The sequence below is a fragment of the Glaciimonas sp. PAMC28666 genome (genome assembly GCF_016917355.1).
Taxonomy (GTDB): domain Bacteria; phylum Pseudomonadota; class Gammaproteobacteria; order Burkholderiales; family Burkholderiaceae_D; genus Glaciimonas.
This window is the reverse complement of the sequence record NZ_CP070304.1, coordinates 1,939,096-1,958,984: the sequence shown is the minus strand read 5'-3', so window position 1 is coordinate 1,958,984 and position 19,889 is coordinate 1,939,096. Positions and strand designations below refer to the sequence as shown.

Genomic DNA, 19,889 nt, shown 5'->3' with positions numbered 1-19,889 from the left:
TAATAGAGGGTACTAGTTCGCTGAGGTGATCGCCACTGCTGTAAATCGATACTGACCGAATATTTTTTGCGCTTGCGGGCTTAAAAGAAACAGGGCAAACCGATACGCAGCGTCATGAGATTTCGGCGCCCGCGTTACAACGGATAAGCCGTAATCAACCGTGACGGACAGTGCTGCCGGTAACTCTACAGAGGTGAAATCGGGATCTGGTGTGGTTTGACGCGAACTACAATACCCCAGGAAAATATCCACTTTCTTTTGCGCGAAGAAATATTTCACGGCATCCTGTCCTTTAGGGACAGGCGGATTGTTTGTACCGCCGACCAGCTGCTGCGCCTTCTTTTCCAGAATGGCTTGTGCGCCGGGACGCCCTTTTTCCGCCTTCGCAAACATCATCCAGGCATAATCGCCTCCGGGATCGGCCTTCGGTGTCGAGGTGCCCAACCCGACGCGCGTATCCAGCAACCGGTCCAACAAATTTTCCGTGGTCAGCTTGAACTCCGGCAGCGCTGTCGCGCACAGCCTGTTGCGCACGACAACAACAGGCTGCGTGGCAAATCCATCGTCCGCAAGTTTCTGTGGATGCGCCATATTGGCAGATACAAAAATATCCGCTGGCTCGCCATTCTCGATGCGCTTCAACAACAAGCCAGCAGGACCAAACACCGTTTCGATTTTCTGCCCTGTCTGCTGAGAGTAGAGTTTGGCGACCGCAGTCATGGCACCCGTCAAGCTCCCGGCAGCAAACACACTCACCGGCGCTTGTGCTTCCGATGCAGCATTTGCAACGCCCGCGTATAGGGCGAAAGGGATAATCACGTATCTTGCAAGCGAGGTGAAATGGTTCAATTGGTTTTTCTTTCAATAGAATGGATTTGCATCACTCCGTCGCCACGTTTGCCAATATCGGCAACAATATGCGGCCACGACGGCATGTGAAAGACCGGGTTGGAAAAGGCGTTGCCTGGTCAAAACTGGTTCTGCTGCGATCGGAAAGACGCCTGATTACACCTGAAGGGGAAACTAGATAAATCAAATGAACGTAGATTAGCATGGGCGATTCTTAACGGGTTTAATGTGGCAACTTGTCTCCTCTTCAGCCCGTAGCGCCGTTCTCCCTGCTTCGTTCCAGCTCCTCGTTTTTGATCTGTAGCCCCGTCACGATGCTAGTGTGCCCTGTGCGCTCGCGGAGCGTGGCCTCGCGACAATGCTCTTTACCGCTGCCCGATCTCTTTATCGCACACGATTGTTTCTAATTTAGAAATGGTGCATTGATTTATTAGGTATTTATCATTGCCTAGGCAAGTATTAAAATAGCTTCATTGGGTAGCCACTTCTACCTTAGTTACAAATCAGTAACCCACTAGAAAGAAAAAAATGAACACCAAACATTTGATCGCTGTTGCAGCCTTAGTAGCCGTTAGTGCTTCTGCCTTTGCCGGCGGCCTGACCAAGATCACTCTTCTGGGCGATCCAGTAGCGGACTCCGCAGCTACCCGCGTCATCGTGATCAAACCTGACACAAAATACGTCAATGTCACTGGTGGTGAGACGGTAAAATTTGTGGTGGGTGATAAATCGTTCGCATGGAATTTTGATGGCTCGTCGGATATTTCTTCGTTCGACCTGAACCGCACAACTTCTGTGCTTAACCATAAAGTGGTCGCTTATGTAGCGCCTAATCCGCTGTACATGGAATGATGATGCTGGACATGGTTGGGAGCGCCGAAGGATTTATTTATCGACACTTCCGGCCCTTGTCTCACTAGCGGTTTTCCTTGTCATGGCAAGCTTCTATAGCGCAGGTGCGCACCGTTAAAGTTGCAATCCCTCAAGACTTCGCTTTCTTCGTCAATTTCAATTTGCTGGAACTGTTAAGGGCGCTCGCCGGATTAATAAGCGCCTTAAAGGCGGATTCGTCAATTTCCTCTCCATCGTGGATGTCGATCGCGCGGTGGTCGTTTCCGTCGAGGCTTGCGTTGAACAGACCCATTAGATCCTCTAGAGATGCGCCCTTGGCGAAGGTCAGTTTCACGACATTCTTGTAGGCTTCGCAATTTGTCAACCAAGGAAAAAATAAGGAAAGTGCTCCCCAAGGATCGCCTAGGGCGAAATTATCTGTCTAATTAGACATTTTCGAGAATTAATAAAGCTAGTGGGGATAAATACTTCAAGCCTTCCCAAAACACCCCATGATGCTCTATACTCATGTTTCCCCAGAGAAAGAGGGGGCCGGGCTTTGCAACCCGCATTATCCAGAGCGTACAGCCGCCACAACATCGGTTTGTGCGAATACATTTGCCGCGCCCTAATTAGGCGACGCCGTAGGCAGGCTATATCCTGCCAGTATTAACTCCATTTAAGGATAATCAAAACATGCATTGCATTGCCACGCCAATCAACCCTCTTATACAAATAGCCCGAAGTTTTACATGTGCAGCGGCAATCTCCTACGCCACTGACGAAAACACAGCCCACGATTTAGAATCACGACGTGCAGATGTGTCCGGCGCTGTCTCCCTTTTGATCAGGGAGATGCAATCATGAACAAGCCGAATGATCTAACATTTCCAGTTGCATCAACATCCGAGTCAATCCACGAAGCATTCTCATGGTTGCCGCCTCACCAAAGAACAGATCCGCACGCACAATTTGTTGCGCAAACCAAGGACATTTGTTTAGGTGTTCAGACCTGCATTGATCTGGCCCATTTCAGTATGATGGACAGAGAGAGCGAAGACAGCGATACCATACCCGTGCTGAATATCGAAGACACCGAACGCTTGTTACGGCTGGCCTCTACGTCCTCAAAGCTGCTGGCGGACGTTGCATCAGCTGAGATTGATCGAATGGATCAGGGCACGGATGATACCCATTCAAGTGCTGATGCCGTTGATCCTCACCCTTATGCAGCCAATAAAGAAATCAACCCCAAAAGCAAATCGACCCAGAAATAGACGGATCGGATTGTCGAAATAAAGGCTGTTTCTGCACTCGCGTGAATGGATGTTTTGTCTGAAAGATGACTCCCTGCTGGCCCATTAGTGGCCAGCCTTTTCGCGTTTGGCCACTTTTATTCAGGCGGCTAGATATCGAAGAATATCTTGTTATAGCCTGATTTTTCTGGCGTGTTGTATATGATAAATATCTCACCCAGAAGCGTGATGGCATTTTTGCCGCTGAGTCCCGTCACCAAACCCGAGGTGTTAACTTTGAGCGTTTTATCGGTAATGGCATCATATGAAGTCTGAGGGCGACTTGTCGCACCTTATTCCGATTGTAAGAGACGATGATTTTGGCAAAGAATGCGGGAATAGTTCCATTCTCCGCAGAGGCGCATTCTTTGATAATTACCTCGGACAACTAACGCTATTCCTTATGGATAGCGATGCCCCACCAATCAACTTTAGCGCAAAACATCAGGAGAATTTTTTCGGTTATGTACAGAGTTTTCGTTATTCGATACAGAACCTTCTTTGAGTGGGGGGAGTGAGTACGGCTATTCGGAGCGAGGCAAAACGTTATGTGGGTTTACCCCGTTCCATGATTTCAGCGAAAAAAAAGCGCTCCGCAGAGCACTTTTTGATATTGGTATTGCGTTAAGGAATCGCGGGTTTGCCCGATTTAGCGTGAGTTTGGCGGACAGCAACGACCTTACAAAAAGCAACTTCCAAGCACTTAAGAGACCGAGAAAACTGATCCCCTAACGCACAGAAATGACCATTACCCCGCCTTAACACTCCCCACGACCTGATTATGCTGAGGTGCAAGGCGCAGCGCGTAATACAGGATCGTCAAAAGTACCAGCCATAATGGACCGATGATGAGTGCAACGCGGGTGTCTGGGAAATAGGCCATCAAGCCGATTACCAGCGCCAAAAATGCTAGTGCGATCCATGAGCCGTAGGGCCAGAAAGGCATTTTGAAAGCGAGCGCTTTTCGTTCGGATGAGGAGAGGGATTTGCGGAAGCGTAGTTGTGTGACCAGAATCACGCCCCATGTCCAAATTGCGCCAAACGTCGAGATCGAGGTGACCCACATGAACACTTTTTCCGGCACCAGATAATTCAACAATACGCCGAACAACAGGGCGATCACCGATGTTAAAACGGCCCAACGTGGCACGCCGTTGGCGGAGGTGGTTGCAAAAGCGCGTGGTGCATGGCCTTGTTGGGCAAGGTTAAACAACATGCGGCCGGTGCTGAAAATGCCGCCATTACAGGACGATAGTGCAGCGGTGAGCACGACAAAGTTGATGATGCCCGCGGCCGTTTTGATGCCAAGGCGCTCAAAGGTCATGACGAACGGACTGCCTTGTACGCCAATTTCATTCCATGGATAGATCGATAAAATGACGAACAAAGCGCCGACGTAAAAAATCATGATGCGCCAGAACACCGAGTTGATGGCGTCGGGAATCGATTTTTTCGGGTTGGCTGCTTCGCCCGCTGTCAGTCCAATCATTTCTACGCCCAGATAGGCAAACATGACCATCTGGAATGACATGAGCACGCCCTGTACGCCGTGCGGTAAAAATCCACCGTGACTCCACAGGTTCGAAATGCCGAGCGCAACACCATGGTTGCCCAGACCAAAAACGATCATGCCAAGGCCACCGATGATCATGAGTACGATGGTGACCACCTTTATTAATGCGAACCAGAATTCAAACTCGCCGTAGGCCTTCACCGCCAGCAGGTTGACGGAGCCCATCGCCGCAAGGGCGGCCAGCGCCCAAATCCAGCGCGGCACGTCGGGGAACCAGATACCCATGTAAATGCCGACTGCGGTAATTTCGGCGATGCAGGTAACCAGCCATAGAAACCAATAGTTCCAGCCAGTCAGGTAGCCAGCCAGTGGGCCCAGATAGTCTTTGGCATAGCGGCTGAACGATCCGGCGACGGGGTTGTGAACCGACATTTCACCGAGTGCCCGCATAATCAGGAAGATGACCATACCGCCGATGATGTAGGCCAGCATGATGCCCGGCCCGGCCATTTTGATGGCGTTGGCGGAGCCTAAGAACAGTCCGACGCCGATTGCGGCACCCAGTGCCATGAGCCGAATCTGGCGCTCGCCCAAGCCGCGATGCAGGCCCTGGTCGTTTTTTTTCATTATTGATCTCCTGTTTTTTTTGACGTATGGCGAATCGGATTGCCAACTTTTGGAACGGCAATCTGAAGAAGCCTTGTCCCGGTGATGCTTTCACCTTTTGACTGCATGCAGTGCATAAGGCGATTTAGGTTTGGGAGGCATCCTTTTAAGATGCCGTAATGCTATTTACGTAAAGACAAGGTCCGCTGCGTTCGATCCATGCGGTCCGTGTTTACTGCTACAAAAGGATTCTTTCCTTGAATATGGCGCTATGCTAACGCTCACTTGGCAGGATTTGTAACCAAAAAACAGTTGAAATTCAGAAATTAATGACGGTTGGATAAATGTATCGGGCGCGTTGTGAGGAAGAGGAGCGAAATCGCTTGATGAGTCACGATTGAGGAATTTAAAAGCGTCAAGTCTGGTCGAAGAAACGGGCGAACATTTCGATAGGGCTTTTTAATCGGCTAAAAATTTGTTGGTTACAGCTGGACTCGGTCGAGTGGAACTAATGGCGTGGCTGATCGCCAGAACAAGAGGGCGGAAGCCTTCATTTTTTTATCGATGGTCAAAAGAAGGAGAACCGCGTGTTTTCAGGAGCCGAAGCAAATCCCAATGCATGGACGATTTCGGAGCTGATCGCAATCTGTCTGTGCGCGTCGCTCTACTTTTCGAGTTTGCTCTATTCAATCTGGAAAGCGTGCCGATCCCGTAAAGGGCGCTGGTATTGGATTGGCTGTGCGGGGCTGATTATTGTCGGCACCGCAGGCATGGTCTTTGCGGTTCCAGACTCTCCCTCAAGCGGGGAGATGCCGCGACAATTTGGACTTGGCGCAAGCCTGATGATATTGGGATTGCTTGGGGTCGCCTTAGCTGTCATCCGGCATGTGTTGCGCCGGATTTTTGGTCGCCTTCGTCCGACGACGATTCCCTGAAAGTCCGTGATATTACGGATGAACACTGCATTCACATAGCTTGATTCGCCAGAACGTGTCGTCGGTATTTAAAGCAGATGATTGTTGAACGCGGCTGATGCAGTTACGCATTGACCGCGTTATCAGACAATATTAAAAGCGATGCACTATACCGAGAGCGATGGCAACTTGACGGTTAGATGAAGACGGCGTTCCCTGAAATCCGTCGCCGATGGTGGCCGTGGCGTTGATGATATTACCCGCGCCATTCGAACCAAGTGTTTTGCCACCAGCTTGTTGATAGGTTTGGATTGCATACAGACCGGTGCGCTTGGACAGATTGTAATATTCACTGAGCGTAAACTGATGATAGGTCGCTGCATTCTGAATGCCATTGGCCTGGGTCGCTTTGGTGTAGCTATAACCGACCGCCAGATCCCACGGTGCGGTAATGCGGTAGTGCAATACCGAGCCTAGCGTGTTGAATATCGCGGTTCCGGTAAATTTCGAGTTTGCACCCGGAATGTACTGGACGTTCGAACCGATCACAGAAATATCCAACGCCGGCGTGAAGTTATAGCCTCCGCCGAGTGTTGCGCGCTGTTGCGCGGCATCCGTTTGATAGCCATTGGTGACGGCAGAAACCAGCGGCTGACCGGCGGAGTTTGTCGATGAATCGGTTCCCCAAGCGCCACCACCAGGGGTCGAGTTATTGACGCGCTGAACGGCACCGGTCATACCGAATGGGCCATTTTTATATTGTAATGCAAGGCTCCAGGTAGACCCTTGCTTGACACTACCGGCAACTTCGCCCAGCGAGTAAGACCCGGCCGCAGTAAAGTTGCTTAAGGTCGGTGAGGTGTACAGCAACGTGTTGTTGGAGCGAAGAACGGTGTCTAATCCATCCAGATCGCCCGGATGCGCGCCTAACGCGCCGCTTAACCAGGTGGTTGGGCTATACGGTGCCAGTTGCAGATAATAGGCCGTGTATTGGCGACCGGCCGTGAGCGTGCCGTAGGTCGGATCGGAGATACCAACAAAGGCTTGACGTCCAAACATGACGCCTGCATATTGCGCAGCGCCGGTGTCGATGCTATAACCAATCTCTAGTTGGAAAATTGCTTTGGTGCCACCGCCGATGTCTTCTGTACCTTTGAAGCCGAGGCGACTCCCTGCCCAGATTCCTGATGACTCTTTGATGCTCGAAAGTCCACCACTGTTGCTGCCGAGCGTGCTTTGATTATTTTGGTACACGATCGCAGAATCTGCGACGCCGTAAATTGTCACGCTGCTATCGGCGAAGGCTTGCGTTACTGCGAACGTCAACCCTGCTAATACCAATTTTTGTAGCGTTTTGCTCTGCAACATCTGTTTCTCCCTGAAACTTTGTAAATTGTTATTTGTTATTTGTTATTTGCGCTATTTTTACTGCATCAAAACATTGCATTTGCAGATGACTGCGCATGCAAATCTAAAATTTATTCGTTTTAGGCTTGGCGCTGGCGATGAAATACTCTGGGCGCATTTTGCGTGTCATTTCAAGCAATGGCAGGACATGATCAAGATGATCGCGCATGGCTGCCACCGCATTGGCCGGATTGCCAGCAGCGATCGCAGCAACGACTTCACTATGTTCGATCAATACGCCGTCCATACGGCCTTGCAGAGGCAAAGTCAGTTGGCGATAGCGGTCAATCTGCGTCTTGGCTTGCAGTATCAACGGCCACACCCCGGGAAATCCCGACAGTTCTGACAACATCTCGTGAAAAGCCTCGTCGGTTTGGTGAAAACCAGCCTTGTCGCCAGCATGAATACAGGCGCTTTGTGCCGCCAGAATGGCCTGCAAACGGGCCACCCCTTCAGGGGTTGCGCGTTGGGCTGCTTTTTCGATGATCGCCAGTTCCAGCGCGGAGCGGACCAGCATCGCCTCCTCCAGACTATCTAGCGGGATACGTGCCACAAAAGTGCCCACGCGCGGGACCACTTCAATCAGGCCTTCTTCCGCTAATCTCTGCACGGCTTCATGCACCGGTGTGCGACTAATCCCCAGCTCTTCGGCGATGTCGCGTTCCACCAGACGCGCTCCCGGTACTAACGTCATGTCGATGATGCGCTGGCGCAGGAAGCGGTAAACGCGCCGCGCTGCACTTATTGGCGTCTCGTCGACTGGCTGCTGATCAATATGTAATGCACTCATAGTTGGATTCGCTTAATAATCATAGGGCTTACGCAAATCCCGGGTATCGCTGGATGCTCTGGCCGCATATATTCACGGTCGCAGAGATAACAATGGGTTGCCGGGGCGGTGCGCGCAGGTCCTTAATAAAATGGAAATGGGGTGTATAGGGCAGTTTATGCATCAGCAGGGTACGCTGATGCGCAAATCTACCAGCTTGGCACCATTTCCAATAGCTTAATCGCTTGTGAGCTCAGATCGTGATCAGGAATTGAGCATTGCCTTTGCACCAATCGGCGCGCTGGTGCCGCCGATAAAGCGCTCACGCACTGCCAATGCCACGACTACGGCGGCGACCAGATCAAATACCGCCAATAACACGAAAAGTGGGGCGTACCCGACCTGCGTCACCAGAATGCCGAACACCAATGTGAATAATGTCGCTCCCAGATAGCCTGACATGCCTGCCATGCCGGTCGCGGTTGCGACTTCGTTTTTGCCAAATACATCGGAGGTGATGGCATACAGCGCACCGGACAAGGTTTGGTGTGCGAAGCCGCCCACACATAGCAAAGCTATCGCAACGTAAGGACTGGCAACCAACCCGATGCAGCCTGGGCCGATCATGCAAAGGCAACCGACGGCAACCACCATTTTGCGAGAAGTAAACAGCGAGACGCCAGCGTATTTATGAAAGAACGGACTGAGGTAACCACCGAGAACGCAACCGATGTCTGCGGCGAGGAATGGTAGCCATGCGAACATGGCAATTTCCTTTAAGTTCATGTGATGCACGGTGACCATGTATAAAGGAATCCATGCATTAAAAGTCTGCCACGCCGGTTCCGACAGAAAGCGCGGAACAGCAATTGCCCAGAAGTTACGATTACGGGCAATTTCTGACCAGCTGGCTTTTTTTGTCTCGCTACTAGTGTATTTTGCTTCTTGTCCGCTCAAGATGAAATTACGCTCGTCATCGCTCAGGTGAGGCTGATTTTTTGGATGCTTGTAGAGCCACATCCATAAGCAACTCCATACGATTCCCAGGCCACCGACGATGATAAAGGCCCATTTCCAGTTGCCGTGCAACAGCGCCCAGACCACCAGCGGCGGTGCGCATAAAGCGCCAACCGAGGAACCAATATTAAACCAGCCGATTGCAATCGAGCGCTCCTTTGCGGGAAACCATTCGGTCGTAGCCTTGACGCCCGCGGGAATGCCAGCGGCTTCAGCCAGGCCGAGACATCCGCGCAGGAATGCCAGGCTTTGCCAGCCGGTTGCCAGCGCGGCGGAGGCGCAGGCGATTGACCAGGCGAGCGCAAATACCGCAAATCCGATTTTGGTGCCAACGGTGTCCAGAACATAACCCGCAATCGGCTGCATCAAGGCATAACAAATTTGCCATGCCACGACCACATACGAATATTGTTGGGTCGTAAAATCCAATTCTTTCATCATGGTCGGTGCAGCGACCGAAAGCGTATTGCGCGCCAGATAATTGACGATCAGTCCGGCCGTAACCATACCGACCATCCACCAGCGCATGCCCCTAATTTTGTTCATTTTGTCTCCATCTGTTTTTGTTCTGCGGTTCCAACCGGAAAGCAGTTTTCGGATTGTCAGGCGTGCCGTCAATCTCTTCTTTTTTTGAAATTACTGAATTACTAGTTACCAAACTACCAAACTACCAAACTACCAAACTACCAAACTACCAAACTACCAAACTACTAAATTGCGTTGATGGTCGATCGGATACCATCGCGCTCAATGGCAACGATGGCACCCAGCACTGCGTCAGACAAACCGGCAATCTGATTCAAGTCCGAACCCCATAAACTGCTATTGGCGAGCCACTGGCTGACCAGTTCTTCTATTTCGCCTTGTCCTGATTGAACGCGTAACCAGGCTGCCTGAAACCATGCCAGCGTAGCGGCGTCGTCGGACAGGGTTATCACATCGCCGCGGTAAAGCAGCAGGGTTGAAGCCAGCGCCAGGATCAGGCGTTTTGGCAGCTTTCCAGTCAAGGTGTGAAAACCGGTTAATTGCGGCATCACGCGGGCTGCAAACTTGGGCCAGCTATTGAGCGCAATGGCTTCCAGCCGATGATGAATCGTGGGATTGCGAAAGCGCCGTAAAACGTCATCTGCAAACTGCGTCAATTCGTCCAAAGGCATGGGCAGTGCAGGAATGATTTCCTGCTCTAGCGCAGCGATCAGGAAGCCACCGATATCGGGATCATTGACCGCTTCGGAAACCGACGTTAAACCGGCCAACAGAGCGACCGGGACCAGCGTGGTGTGTCCGCCGTTGAGGATGCCAACCTTAATTTGTTTGTAGGGAGCGATGTCATCAACCAGCTTGATGTTCAAACCGGCATCCGCCAGGCGCAATTCGTCTGCCAGCCAGGATGGGCCTTGAATAACTAATACGTAATAATATTCAGCGACGACAAAAAATTGGTCTTTATAACCAAGTTCTGCCTCAATATCGGCCATTTGATTTTCGGGAAATCCACTGACAATGCGATCGACCAGTGTCGAGCAAAAAGTGTTGGCTTGCTCCAGCCAATCAATGAAGCGCTCACCGAGTTGCCAAAGCGTGGCAAAGTGTAGAACGGCAGCTTTCAGCGCTGGACCGTTATGGTCGATCAATTCGCAGGGCAAGAACACCCAGCCTTTATCCTGCGCGCCATCGAAATGCAGGAATCGTTCATACAGCAGACGGGTCAGTTTGGCAGGAAACGAAAGGGGTGGCGCATCAGCATAGGCGTCCGTATCGTTGGTGACGATGCCAGCTTCAGTGGTGTTAGACACGACGAATCGCGTATCCGGGTTACGCGCCAATGCCAGGTAATCGGCGAACATGGTGACCGCATTGATTTCGCGCTGGACGCAGCTGATTTTTCGGTACTGTTTGACCGCTTCACCGTTTTCATCCAGGCCTTGAATCAAGGTCGTGAATAGTCCATCCTGCACATCCAGCAATGGCTTCACAGTATGGCCACGCGGGCGCACCACCACCACGCCAGCGTTCAATCCGACGCGCTCATTGAGCAAATCAATTTGCCAGTCGATATAGGCGCGCAGGAAGTTTCCTTCGCCGAATTGAATAAATTTAATGGGCAAAGAAAACGCTGTAGTGCGGTGGAGAGGAAGCAGGGGCAGCATAAAAACCTTAAAGCGAAATGTCGCGTTTCCAGAAAATGAAATCGTATTGCTGCAAGCGATCGGCTTTCGCCTTATATTGACCGCCAGCAACCGCTACCACCATATCGAGTAGCTGATTCGCAATGTCCGGTACGGGTGCGCCGTTGATAACGGGGCCGCAATCAAAATCGATCAAGTCGGATAATTTGTTGGCGACCCGGCTGTTACTCGAAATTTTGAGTACCGGCACGATTGGGTTACCGGTAGGAGTGCCCAGACCGGTGGAAAACAGCACCACATTCGCGCCCGAAGCGACGATGCCGGTAACCGACTCGACGTCGCCGCCGGGCGTGCACAGCAGCGCCAAACCAGGCTTATCCGTTTGCTCGCCATAATCCAGCACCGAAACGATCGGCGAGGTGCCACCTTTTTTTGCCGCGCCTGCTGACTTCATCGCGTCGGTAATCAGGCCATCGCGGATGTTGCCGGGGCTCGGATTATCGGCAAAGTGCGCGCCCACTGCTTCGGCCCGTGCTTCAAAGTCACGCATCAGGCCAAGAAAACGACGTTTGTCGTCATCGCTTTCACAGCGCTCGATCAAGCTGGCTTCTACACCACATAACTCTGGAAATTCAGCCAGTATCGACGAGCCGCCTAATGCTACAACCATATCCGAGACCTGACCCATGACAGGATTCGCAGAAATGCCGGAGAAGCCATCCGATCCACCGCATTTAACGCCGATCTTCAGATGCGACAGCGGCATCGGTTGGCGCACCACATTGTTCGCCACTTTAAGGTGGCTCAGCGTGTCCTGGAGGACGGCTTTCATCATGGCCTGCTCGCTATCCCATGCTTGCTGTTCATAGATAAGGCATGGCTTGTCGAAGTGCGGATTTTGCAGCGCCAATGCATCCTGAAACATTTTGATCTGGGCGTTCTGACAGCCCAGACTAAATACCGTAATTCCCGCCACGTTCGGATGGTCTGCATACGCCGCCAAAATTTTGCACAATGAGCGTGCATCCGCGCGGGTTCCGCCGCAACCGCCGGCGTGGGTGATAATGCGCACGCCGTCCAGGTTCGGAAATGGTCGCACTACCGGTTTGGGCGCTTCCATATCCTCGCCCAACAATGACAGCGTGAACGCCGCCAGATCGTTACTGCTATAACCCAGCGGACCTTCAAGCGCATTGCGCAGATGTTCGACGTTGCGGTTTTCGCAAAAAACCAACGGGAAAATCAACCAGTAATTGGCGGTGCCGACACGGCCATCGGCGCGCACGACACCGGGAAAGGTCAGCCCATCAAAGCGGCTGACTTCAGGTGCGCTCCATTGGTAAGGGTTGCTGGCCGTCAGTTCGACTTGCGCCGCGTAATGTTCCAGATTGTCGGTTGTCACCGCTTCGCCCCGCCGAATTGGCTGCGTGGCCTTGCCCACCGGAACGCCATATAGCTGCAACAATTCGCCCACGGCAAAGGCCTGACGCGCAAACTTATGTTTACCTTTGACCGCCGTGCAGATAACGATCGACGCATCCTCCCACACCACAATTTCGCCCGGCACAAGATCGGTCAATGCGACCAGCATGTCGTCGTCGGGATGAATGCAGAGTATTTTTTGCGAATTGGGCATACGGCTTCCTGTGGTTGTTTTTGCCGATGATTAAAGCTTGAAATAATTCTTTGCGTTTTCGTAGCAAATGCCACGAACGATCTGACTCAACGCTGCGATGTCGGCGGGATATTCGCCGCCCTCAACCCACAGGCCAAGCTGGCGGCACAACAAGCGACGGAAGTAATCGTGGCGTGGATAGGACGCAAAGCTGCGGGAATCCGTAACCATGCCAACGAAGGTGCCTAAAACACCGTGGTTTGCCAGACAAATCATTTGCTGCAGATTGCCTTCTTTGTGATCGTTGAACCACCAGGCCGGGCCAAACTGGATCTTGCCGACGACGCGACCATCTTGAAAATTACCGATCATGCTCGACAGCACTTCGTTCATGTTCGGATTCATGCAGAACAACATCGTGCGCGGCAATTCATCGGTTGCGTCGAGCGAATCGAGCAGACCGGCCAGACCAGCGCTGATCGTCATATCCGAGAGGGAGTCGTAACCGGTATCGGTACCCAGACGGGCTTGCATGCGGCTATTGTTGTTACGCTGCGCACCGATGTGCAGACACATGGCCCAATCGAATTTCGCATAGACCTTGCCGATGTCGGCGAGAAGTCCGCGCAGGTATTGGCCCATCTCAGCTTCACTCAGCAGAGCGCCACCCAGGCGTTTTGCGAATAGCGCTTCCAACTGTTGCGGTGTCGCAGCAATCAGCGGCAGCGTCGTATCAATTGCGTGATCAGAGATGCGTCCGCCGCGTTCGTGGAAATACGCCACGCGCACCGCCAACGCTTCCATCATCGACGCGAACGAAGTGATCGAAATCCCAGAGACTGTGGATAAGCGCGCAAGATATTCCACGAAATCGTCGCGGTTGATACGCATCGCCCGGTCGGGACGGTACGCTGGCAACACGCGGCAGGTTAAGGCGGAGGCCGCGATTTCATCATGTTGCAGCAGGTCGTCAGCAGGATCATCGGTAGTACAGGCGATCTCGACACCGGCTTGTTCCAGGAACGACCAGGTATCCATCGTGGCCAGTTTGGCATTGGCAGCTTCCCATATTGCGCCTGCATTGGCTGCGTTGATGGTTAGCTCAATACCGAACAGACGGCGTAATTCCAGATGGCTCCATTGATAAATCGGGTTGCCGATCGCCAATGGCAATATGCTGCAGAAGGCCCGAAACTTCGCTTCGTCTTCCTGATCACCAGTAATGTAATCTTCGGTGATGCCTGAAGCGCGCATCAGTCGCCATTTGTAATGGTCGCCACTGAGCCAGAGCTCAGTCAGATTACGGAACACCTTGCGCTCGACGATTTCTCCTTGTTGCAAATGGGAGTGATAGTCAATGATGGGCAGATTTGCTGCTATATCATGATAAAGCTGGCGGGCGATATCGGTGTTAAGTAAAAAGTCGTGGTCCATAAATGTCGTCATTTGCAGTGGTCTCCGCGCCGCGAACGACCGCGCCGCGACTGGCTGCGTGGGCATTCTGTTAAGTTGAGTTTTGATCTTAAGCAGATCACTTATTCTGATATATCAGAAGATTATGCGTAATATATTAGAAAGGCAAGCGCAAATCATCGAATTGCGGAAAATTGCCAGAAATTTGTATAAATTTTGATACGGGAGCGGCATTGTTCCTCTCGGTCCCGATGGCGCTTTAGTTCTCTGCCAGTGATTTTGTATGAGTCTGCCTGCCTATCGGTGACAGTTAAAACGTCAATGTTGCTTCGGAAACGGTAGTTGCAACGGCGATAACAATAGCCTCGTTAATAATCGTTTATCTAACGATAAACTTCCGATCCGAGGGTAAGTATGCGCAACCGGCGCACAAGTTCCGGCGTACCACGCGCTTGACGCTACCGGCAAACTCACTGAATGGAGCTGCTTTCATGGATGGTAAAAATCAACAGTCGACATTAGTTTGTCCGGCCACGCCAATGCTTGCGCGTCCGGCGGTCATTACAGTCATGTGGTCGTCGCGAACGGCTTCGTTTTCGTGTCCGGCCAATTGCCGATCACGGCGCTCGGTGAAAAGCTGATCGATGCTTCTTTCGAGGTCCAGGCCTGGCAGGTTCTGAAGAATGTGGAGCAGGCATTGCTTGCAGCTGGCACGGGCATAGAGCAACTCGTCCAGGTGCGAATTTATCTCGACGACATTGCGCACTGGCCGGCGTTCAATGATATCTACGCGCAGTGGGCGGGTAGCGCCCGGCCTGCGCGAGCAATCGTGCCAACCGGCCCGCTGCACTTTGGCTTAAAGATTGAGATTGAGGTGACAGCGCTTTCCGTAGCAACGGCGACTTAATGCATGAAGTAACGGCTTAATGACAAATTAAACCGGTGTGTATGATTGTCTGGCTGGAAAGTATTGGATCACATTATTGGCCTACATTATTCGACTACATTATTCGACTACATACAGGCGCGCACAAGCGTGGAATAATAGGCGCGGCAAAATTGTTCCGCCGATACTGACCAGACCATGACAAAAAAAACCACCGAAATAATCAGCTCCGGTCTTGCCCGTACCACGACGATCAATGACGTTGCGCGAGAAGCGCAGGTCGGCAAGACCAGCGTGTCACGTTACCTCAATGGCGAAATGGATGCGTTGTCGGAAGAGTTGCGCAAGCGGATTGCACGCGCCATTCACAAGCTCGACTTCCGTCCCAACCAGATGGCACGCGGGTTAAAGCGCGGTCGCACCCGTTTGGTAGGAATGGTCGTCGCCGATATCACCAATCCCTATTCGGTCGAAGTGATGCGTGGCGTTGAGGCGGCCTGCCAGCAGCACGGGTATATGCTGATGTTATGCAATTCTGCTAACGAACTGAAGCTGGAGCAGCGTTATTTAGAGTTGTTGACCAACTATCGGGTAGACGGATTGGTGGTGAATCCGATAGCGTTGCCAGAGGAAGATCTGGCATTAATCACCCGTACCGGCGTGCCGGTGGTGTTGATTGATCGCCGTGCCAGCCGCATCAAATGCGATATGGTCGGGCTGGATAACGATCAGGCCGCCACGCTGGCAACCCAACATTTATTGGATCAGGGTTATACCGCGATTCATTTTTTAACCGAGCCGATTGGTCTTATCAGCAGCCGCCAGGAACGTCAACACGCGATGCGAATGCTGGTGGAGGCAAGCGCCGGGAAATGTAGCAGTGTGACCTCGGAAGTCGATTTGCGTCAGGCGGAGTCGCTCGACGCGGCCTTGCGCCTGTGTCTGGCAACCTCGGTCACGCAGCGTACTGCCATTTTGGCGAGTAACGGGCGCATGCTGTTGCGGGTAGCGCTCGCTTTACGCGAATTGGGTGCAGAATGGCCGAAAGATCTCGGCTTACTCGGTTTCGACGATCCTGAATGGGCTGGCCTGGCGGGCGCGGATATTTCCAGCATTCGCCAGCCGACGTTTGATATTGGCCACGCCGCTGTCGAGTTTTTGATCCAGCGCATCGAGGGCGCCACCACCGCGGCGCGGGTGCTTAGCTTCCCGGGTGAGTTAAAGATTCGAGGGTCATCGCTGAACCCCATATCACGAAAAAAACCTTGACGAGGCCGTTTTTACGGATTATCTTGGAATCGGTTCCAAGCATTTTATTGATGTTTGCCTGTTTCTTTGTGGTAAAAATTTCAAAGATGCTAATTTTTTACACAATAAATGGAATCGGTTCCAACGCGTTTATGGAATAGATTGAACGAAACGTTAGCGTAAGATATCAGGGCAAAAGAATAATAAAGTGTTATCTGCTGCAGCGCGCCGACAGTGCCGCGAGCAAATCAGGAGACAGGTTTGTCATTACCAAAAATTGTTATTGTTGCTTCTTCTTATGGCGCGGATGTCGTCATCAAGCAAGGCCACTCTGCGCTCGTTCCACTAGTCGCCGCTGCCGGTGCCGATGCCCTTGAGGTGCGGCGCGAGCTAATGCATGACCCTCTCTCGTACAGTATTGAAGCATTACAGGCGTTATCGAGATTGCTGGACGATCAACACCTGAGCGCCGTGTATTCTGCTCCAGAACCCCTGTTCCTTGAAGATGGCGCCCTCAATCTGGTCGCGCTTTCGGCATTGCTGCGCGAAGCCGAAGCGTTGGGTGCATGGTCTCTTAAACTGCAACTCGGTCATTACGCCGGCTCTTGCGACGTTCACGCCTTGCGCGCAGCTTTAGCCAGCAGTAACGTGGCATTAGTGGTGGAAAATGGACAACTGCCAACAGGCGGATGCATCGTAGAATTTAGCGATTTCTTTGCGATTTGCCGCGCGGAAAATCTACCGGTCGGTATGACTTTCGATATTGGTAACTGGGTATGGGCCGGCCAAGATCCATTGCAAGCGGCGCAACAGTTGGCACCGTATGTGCAGTACATTCATTTAAAAGGCGTGGCAGGCGTTGGAGCGCGACGTTTTGCAGCGGCCCCGAATGCAGAAACGTTGGCCTATTGGCACAGCTGTTTGGCGATATTACCGGCAAGCGTGCCACGCGGCATTGAGTATCCGCTTCCCGAGGCTGGTATTGGCCCCGACGCCAGGCAGCATGTCCTGCAATTACGCACCGCGTGAAACTAAAATCGTTAGTAAATTAATGATAAGCCCCATTGGAGACCAGTATGCAAGCACTTGATGTAATCACCTACGGCGAAGCCATGGCGCTCTTTGTCGCCACCGAACCCGGCGATCTGGGTGATGTTACGTCATTCGTCAAACGCGCCGCTGGCGCGGAGCTGAACGTCGCCATCGGATTAGCTCGCTTAGGCTTTAAAGTCGGCTGGGCCAGTCGGGTTGGCGCGGATTCTTTCGGGCGCTTTGTATTGAAGACGCTAAAGGACGAAAACATCGACATCGGCGCTGTCACCGTTGATGACCGTTATCGCACCGGCTTTCAACTCAAATCGCGCAGCGATGATGGTAGCGATCCGCAAATTGAATATTTCCGCAAAGGGTCAGCGGCGAGTCATCTTTCACTTGCCGATTATCAGCCTGAATACTTCGGTGCTGCACGCCACCTGCATCTATCCGGCGTGGCCCCGGCGATCTCCGAAACCTCGTTTGCATTGGCGTTGCATATCGCTCAGGAAATGCGCGCAGCCGGAAAAAGCATCAGCTTCGATCCGAATTTGCGGCCGACGTTGTGGGCCTCACGTGGCGTGATGATAGAACGCTTGAATATGTTGGCCGCCTACGCCGACTGGATCATGCCGGGACTCGAAGAAGGGCGTATCTTGACTGGTTTGCAAACGCCCCGCGAAATCGCTGATTTTTATCTGGCGGGCGGTGCCAAAGGCGTGGTGATCAAGCTCGGTGAAAAAGGCGCTTATGTGCGCACCGCAGAGCGTGAAATAACCGTCGACGCGTTACCGGTTGCCAACGTCGTCGACACGGTAGGCGCGGGCGACGGCTTTGCGGTTGGTGTTATCAGTGCGTTGCTCGAAGGGCGCGATCTTGCATTTGCAGTCGAACGCGGAAACCGGATCGGCGGTATGGCGATTCAGGTAATCGGCGATAGCGAAGGGTTGCCAACGCGAGCGCGTCTGGATCAGGAAGAATTGAAAAAGTAAGAAGCAATTTAAGCAATTTAAGTAAACCATATAGATATGCATACCTCTCAACAAGCAGGCAAAATTAAAGAGAAAATCATGGAGACTAAAACATTAGCAGTCCGGCGTTGGTGGTACATCATGCCGATTATATTTATCACTTACAGCCTGGCGTACCTGGATCGGGCCAATTACGGTTTCGCCGCTGCGGCTGGAATAAATACCGATCTCGGTGTCTCGCATGGCACTTCATCGTTGATCGGTGCATTGTTCTTTCTGGGCTATTTCTTTTTCCAGATTCCCGGTGCCATGTACGCCCAGCGCGGCAGCGTCAAGAAACTGATTTTCTGGAGCCTGATTCTGTGGGGCGCGTGCGCTGCGTTGACCGGAATGGTCAGCAACATTCCGATGTTGATGGTGATCCGCTTCACACTCGGCGTGGTTGAGGCTGCGGTAATGCCAGCGATGCTGATCTATATCTGCAACTGGTTTACCAAAACCGAGCGTTCGCGTGCCAACACATTTTTGATCCTCGGGAACCCCGTCACGGTGTTGTGGATGTCGGTCTTGTCCGGCTATCTGGTTAACAGTTTTGGCTGGCGTCACATGATGATCGCCGAAGGAATTCCGGCAGTCATATGGGCGGTGATCTGGTGGTTCGTGGTGCAGGATAAACCAGCCGAATCAACCTGGTTGTCCCCGCAAGAGAAGGCTGATATCAAGGCCGCGCTCGATCTGGAACAGGCAACAATGAAGCCAGTCCGCAACTATGGTGAGGCCTTCAAGTCGCCAGCAGTGATGAAGCTTTGTGCGCAATATTTTTGCTGGAGCATCGGCGTATACGGCTTCGTTTTGTGGTTGCCCTCCATCTTGAAAAATGCGTCCTCAATCAGTATGGTCGAAACCGGCTGGTTATCAGCCGTGCCTTACCTGGCTGCGATCATCGCGATGTTGCTGTCATCATGGGCATCGGATAAATTACAGAATCGCAAGCTGTTTGTATGGCCTGCATTGCTGTTAGCCGCGTGCGCCTTCCTGGCTTCATTCCTGATCGGCACAGGGCATTTCTGGTGGTCTTACACTTTGCTGGTGATTGCCGGCGCTGCCATGTACGCGCCATACGGACCATTCTTTGCCATTGTTCCTGAACTACTGCCAAAGAACGTTGCTGGTGGCGCGATGGCGTTGATCAACAGCATGGGCGCGCTGGGTTCCTTTCTGGGCTCGTATGTGGTCGGCTATCTTAATGGTGCAACGGGCAGCCCGTTAGCTTCCTATCTGTTCATGGCTGGTGGTTTGCTGATGTCGGTGTTCCTGATGCTGTGGGTAAAGCCGCCGGTCGAGGTTGCGGCACCACGTCATTTGCAACCAGCAGCGCGCTAATATACAAAGAA

Annotated in this window: 17 protein-coding genes; 8 read left to right on the top strand and 9 right to left on the bottom strand. The window is 52.3% G+C overall.

Annotation, left to right across the window (positions count from 1 at the left end):
• Window positions 1-12: 12 nt before the first annotated feature.
• Window positions 13-819, bottom strand: a complete 807-nt coding sequence (gene modA, locus JQN73_RS08295) for a molybdate ABC transporter substrate-binding protein (protein ID WP_205322601.1) — start codon at window positions 817-819, stop codon at window positions 13-15.
• A gap of 558 nt (window positions 820-1,377) precedes the next feature.
• Here modA and JQN73_RS08290 point away from each other — a divergent pair.
• Window positions 1,378-1,701, top strand: a complete 324-nt coding sequence (locus tag JQN73_RS08290) for a CzcE family metal-binding protein (RefSeq protein WP_205322600.1) — start codon at window positions 1,378-1,380, stop codon at window positions 1,699-1,701.
• Window positions 1,702-1,831: 130 nt separating this feature from the next.
• Here the strand turns inward: JQN73_RS08290 and JQN73_RS08285 are convergent, their stop codons facing one another.
• A complete protein-coding gene (locus tag JQN73_RS08285) occupies window positions 1,832-2,065 on the bottom strand; it encodes a DUF1801 domain-containing protein (protein WP_205322599.1) in 234 nt (77 codons plus the stop codon).
• A 478-nt stretch (window positions 2,066-2,543) separates the two neighbouring features.
• On the opposite strand from JQN73_RS08285, the gene JQN73_RS08280 reads away from it, so the two are divergent.
• The gene (locus JQN73_RS08280) at window positions 2,544-2,957 is read left to right on the top strand and encodes a hypothetical protein (RefSeq protein ID WP_205322598.1); all 414 of its coding nucleotides are present in this window, start codon (window positions 2,544-2,546) and stop codon (window positions 2,955-2,957) included.
• A 766-nt stretch (window positions 2,958-3,723) separates the two neighbouring features.
• On the opposite strand, the gene JQN73_RS08275 is transcribed toward JQN73_RS08280, so the two are convergent.
• Complete coding sequence (locus tag JQN73_RS08275; RefSeq protein WP_205322597.1) at window positions 3,724-5,115, bottom strand: amino acid permease; 1,392 nt, start codon at window positions 5,113-5,115, stop codon at window positions 3,724-3,726.
• A gap of 566 nt (window positions 5,116-5,681) precedes the next feature.
• Here JQN73_RS08275 and JQN73_RS08270 point away from each other — a divergent pair.
• Window positions 5,682-6,029, top strand: coding sequence for a hypothetical protein (locus JQN73_RS08270; RefSeq protein WP_205322596.1), 348 nt, complete (start codon window positions 5,682-5,684; stop codon window positions 6,027-6,029).
• A gap of 132 nt (window positions 6,030-6,161) precedes the next feature.
• Here the strand turns inward: JQN73_RS08270 and JQN73_RS08265 are convergent, their stop codons facing one another.
• From JQN73_RS08265 to uxaC, 6 genes are all read right to left on the bottom strand, one after another.
• On the bottom strand, window positions 6,162-7,373 hold the full coding sequence (locus tag JQN73_RS08265; RefSeq protein ID WP_370551356.1) for a porin: 1,212 nt from the start codon (window positions 7,371-7,373) through the stop codon (window positions 6,162-6,164).
• 106 nt (window positions 7,374-7,479) lie between these two features.
• Window positions 7,480-8,205: a GntR family transcriptional regulator gene (locus JQN73_RS08260; protein ID WP_240162479.1), complete on the bottom strand. Its 726-nt coding sequence runs from the start codon at window positions 8,203-8,205 to the stop codon at window positions 7,480-7,482.
• Window positions 8,206-8,448: 243 nt separating this feature from the next.
• Window positions 8,449-9,747 (bottom strand): MFS transporter, encoded by a 1,299-nt coding sequence (locus JQN73_RS08255; protein WP_205322594.1) that lies wholly within the window; start codon window positions 9,745-9,747, stop codon window positions 8,449-8,451.
• Window positions 9,748-9,911: 164 nt separating this feature from the next.
• On the bottom strand, window positions 9,912-11,309 hold the full coding sequence (locus JQN73_RS08250; protein WP_205322593.1) for a tagaturonate reductase: 1,398 nt from the start codon (window positions 11,307-11,309) through the stop codon (window positions 9,912-9,914).
• 49 nt (window positions 11,310-11,358) lie between these two features.
• Window positions 11,359-12,966 (bottom strand): UxaA family hydrolase, encoded by a 1,608-nt coding sequence (locus JQN73_RS08245; protein ID WP_205322592.1) that lies wholly within the window; start codon window positions 12,964-12,966, stop codon window positions 11,359-11,361.
• Between the two features lie 30 nt (window positions 12,967-12,996).
• Entirely contained in the window at window positions 12,997-14,391 is a 1,395-nt protein-coding gene (gene uxaC / locus JQN73_RS08240; RefSeq protein ID WP_205322591.1) for a glucuronate isomerase, read from the bottom strand.
• A gap of 490 nt (window positions 14,392-14,881) precedes the next feature.
• Here uxaC and JQN73_RS08235 point away from each other — a divergent pair, with 490 nt between their 5' ends.
• The 5 genes from JQN73_RS08235 to JQN73_RS08215 all read left to right on the top strand — a co-directional run bounded on the left by JQN73_RS08235 (window position 14,882) and on the right by JQN73_RS08215 (window position 19,878).
• On the top strand, window positions 14,882-15,265 hold the full coding sequence (locus JQN73_RS08235; protein ID WP_240162478.1) for a RidA family protein: 384 nt from the start codon (window positions 14,882-14,884) through the stop codon (window positions 15,263-15,265).
• 177 nt (window positions 15,266-15,442) lie between these two features.
• Window positions 15,443-16,513 (top strand): LacI family DNA-binding transcriptional regulator, encoded by a 1,071-nt coding sequence (locus JQN73_RS08230; RefSeq protein WP_205322590.1) that lies wholly within the window; start codon window positions 15,443-15,445, stop codon window positions 16,511-16,513.
• 240 nt (window positions 16,514-16,753) lie between these two features.
• A complete protein-coding gene (locus JQN73_RS08225) occupies window positions 16,754-17,521 on the top strand; it encodes a sugar phosphate isomerase/epimerase (protein WP_205322589.1) in 768 nt (255 codons plus the stop codon).
• A 47-nt stretch (window positions 17,522-17,568) separates the two neighbouring features.
• A complete protein-coding gene (locus JQN73_RS08220; RefSeq protein ID WP_205322588.1) occupies window positions 17,569-18,516 on the top strand; it encodes a sugar kinase in 948 nt (315 codons plus the stop codon).
• A gap of 78 nt (window positions 18,517-18,594) precedes the next feature.
• Window positions 18,595-19,878: an MFS transporter gene (locus JQN73_RS08215; RefSeq protein ID WP_205322587.1), complete on the top strand. Its 1,284-nt coding sequence runs from the start codon at window positions 18,595-18,597 to the stop codon at window positions 19,876-19,878.
• Window positions 19,879-19,889: the final 11 nt, after the last annotated feature.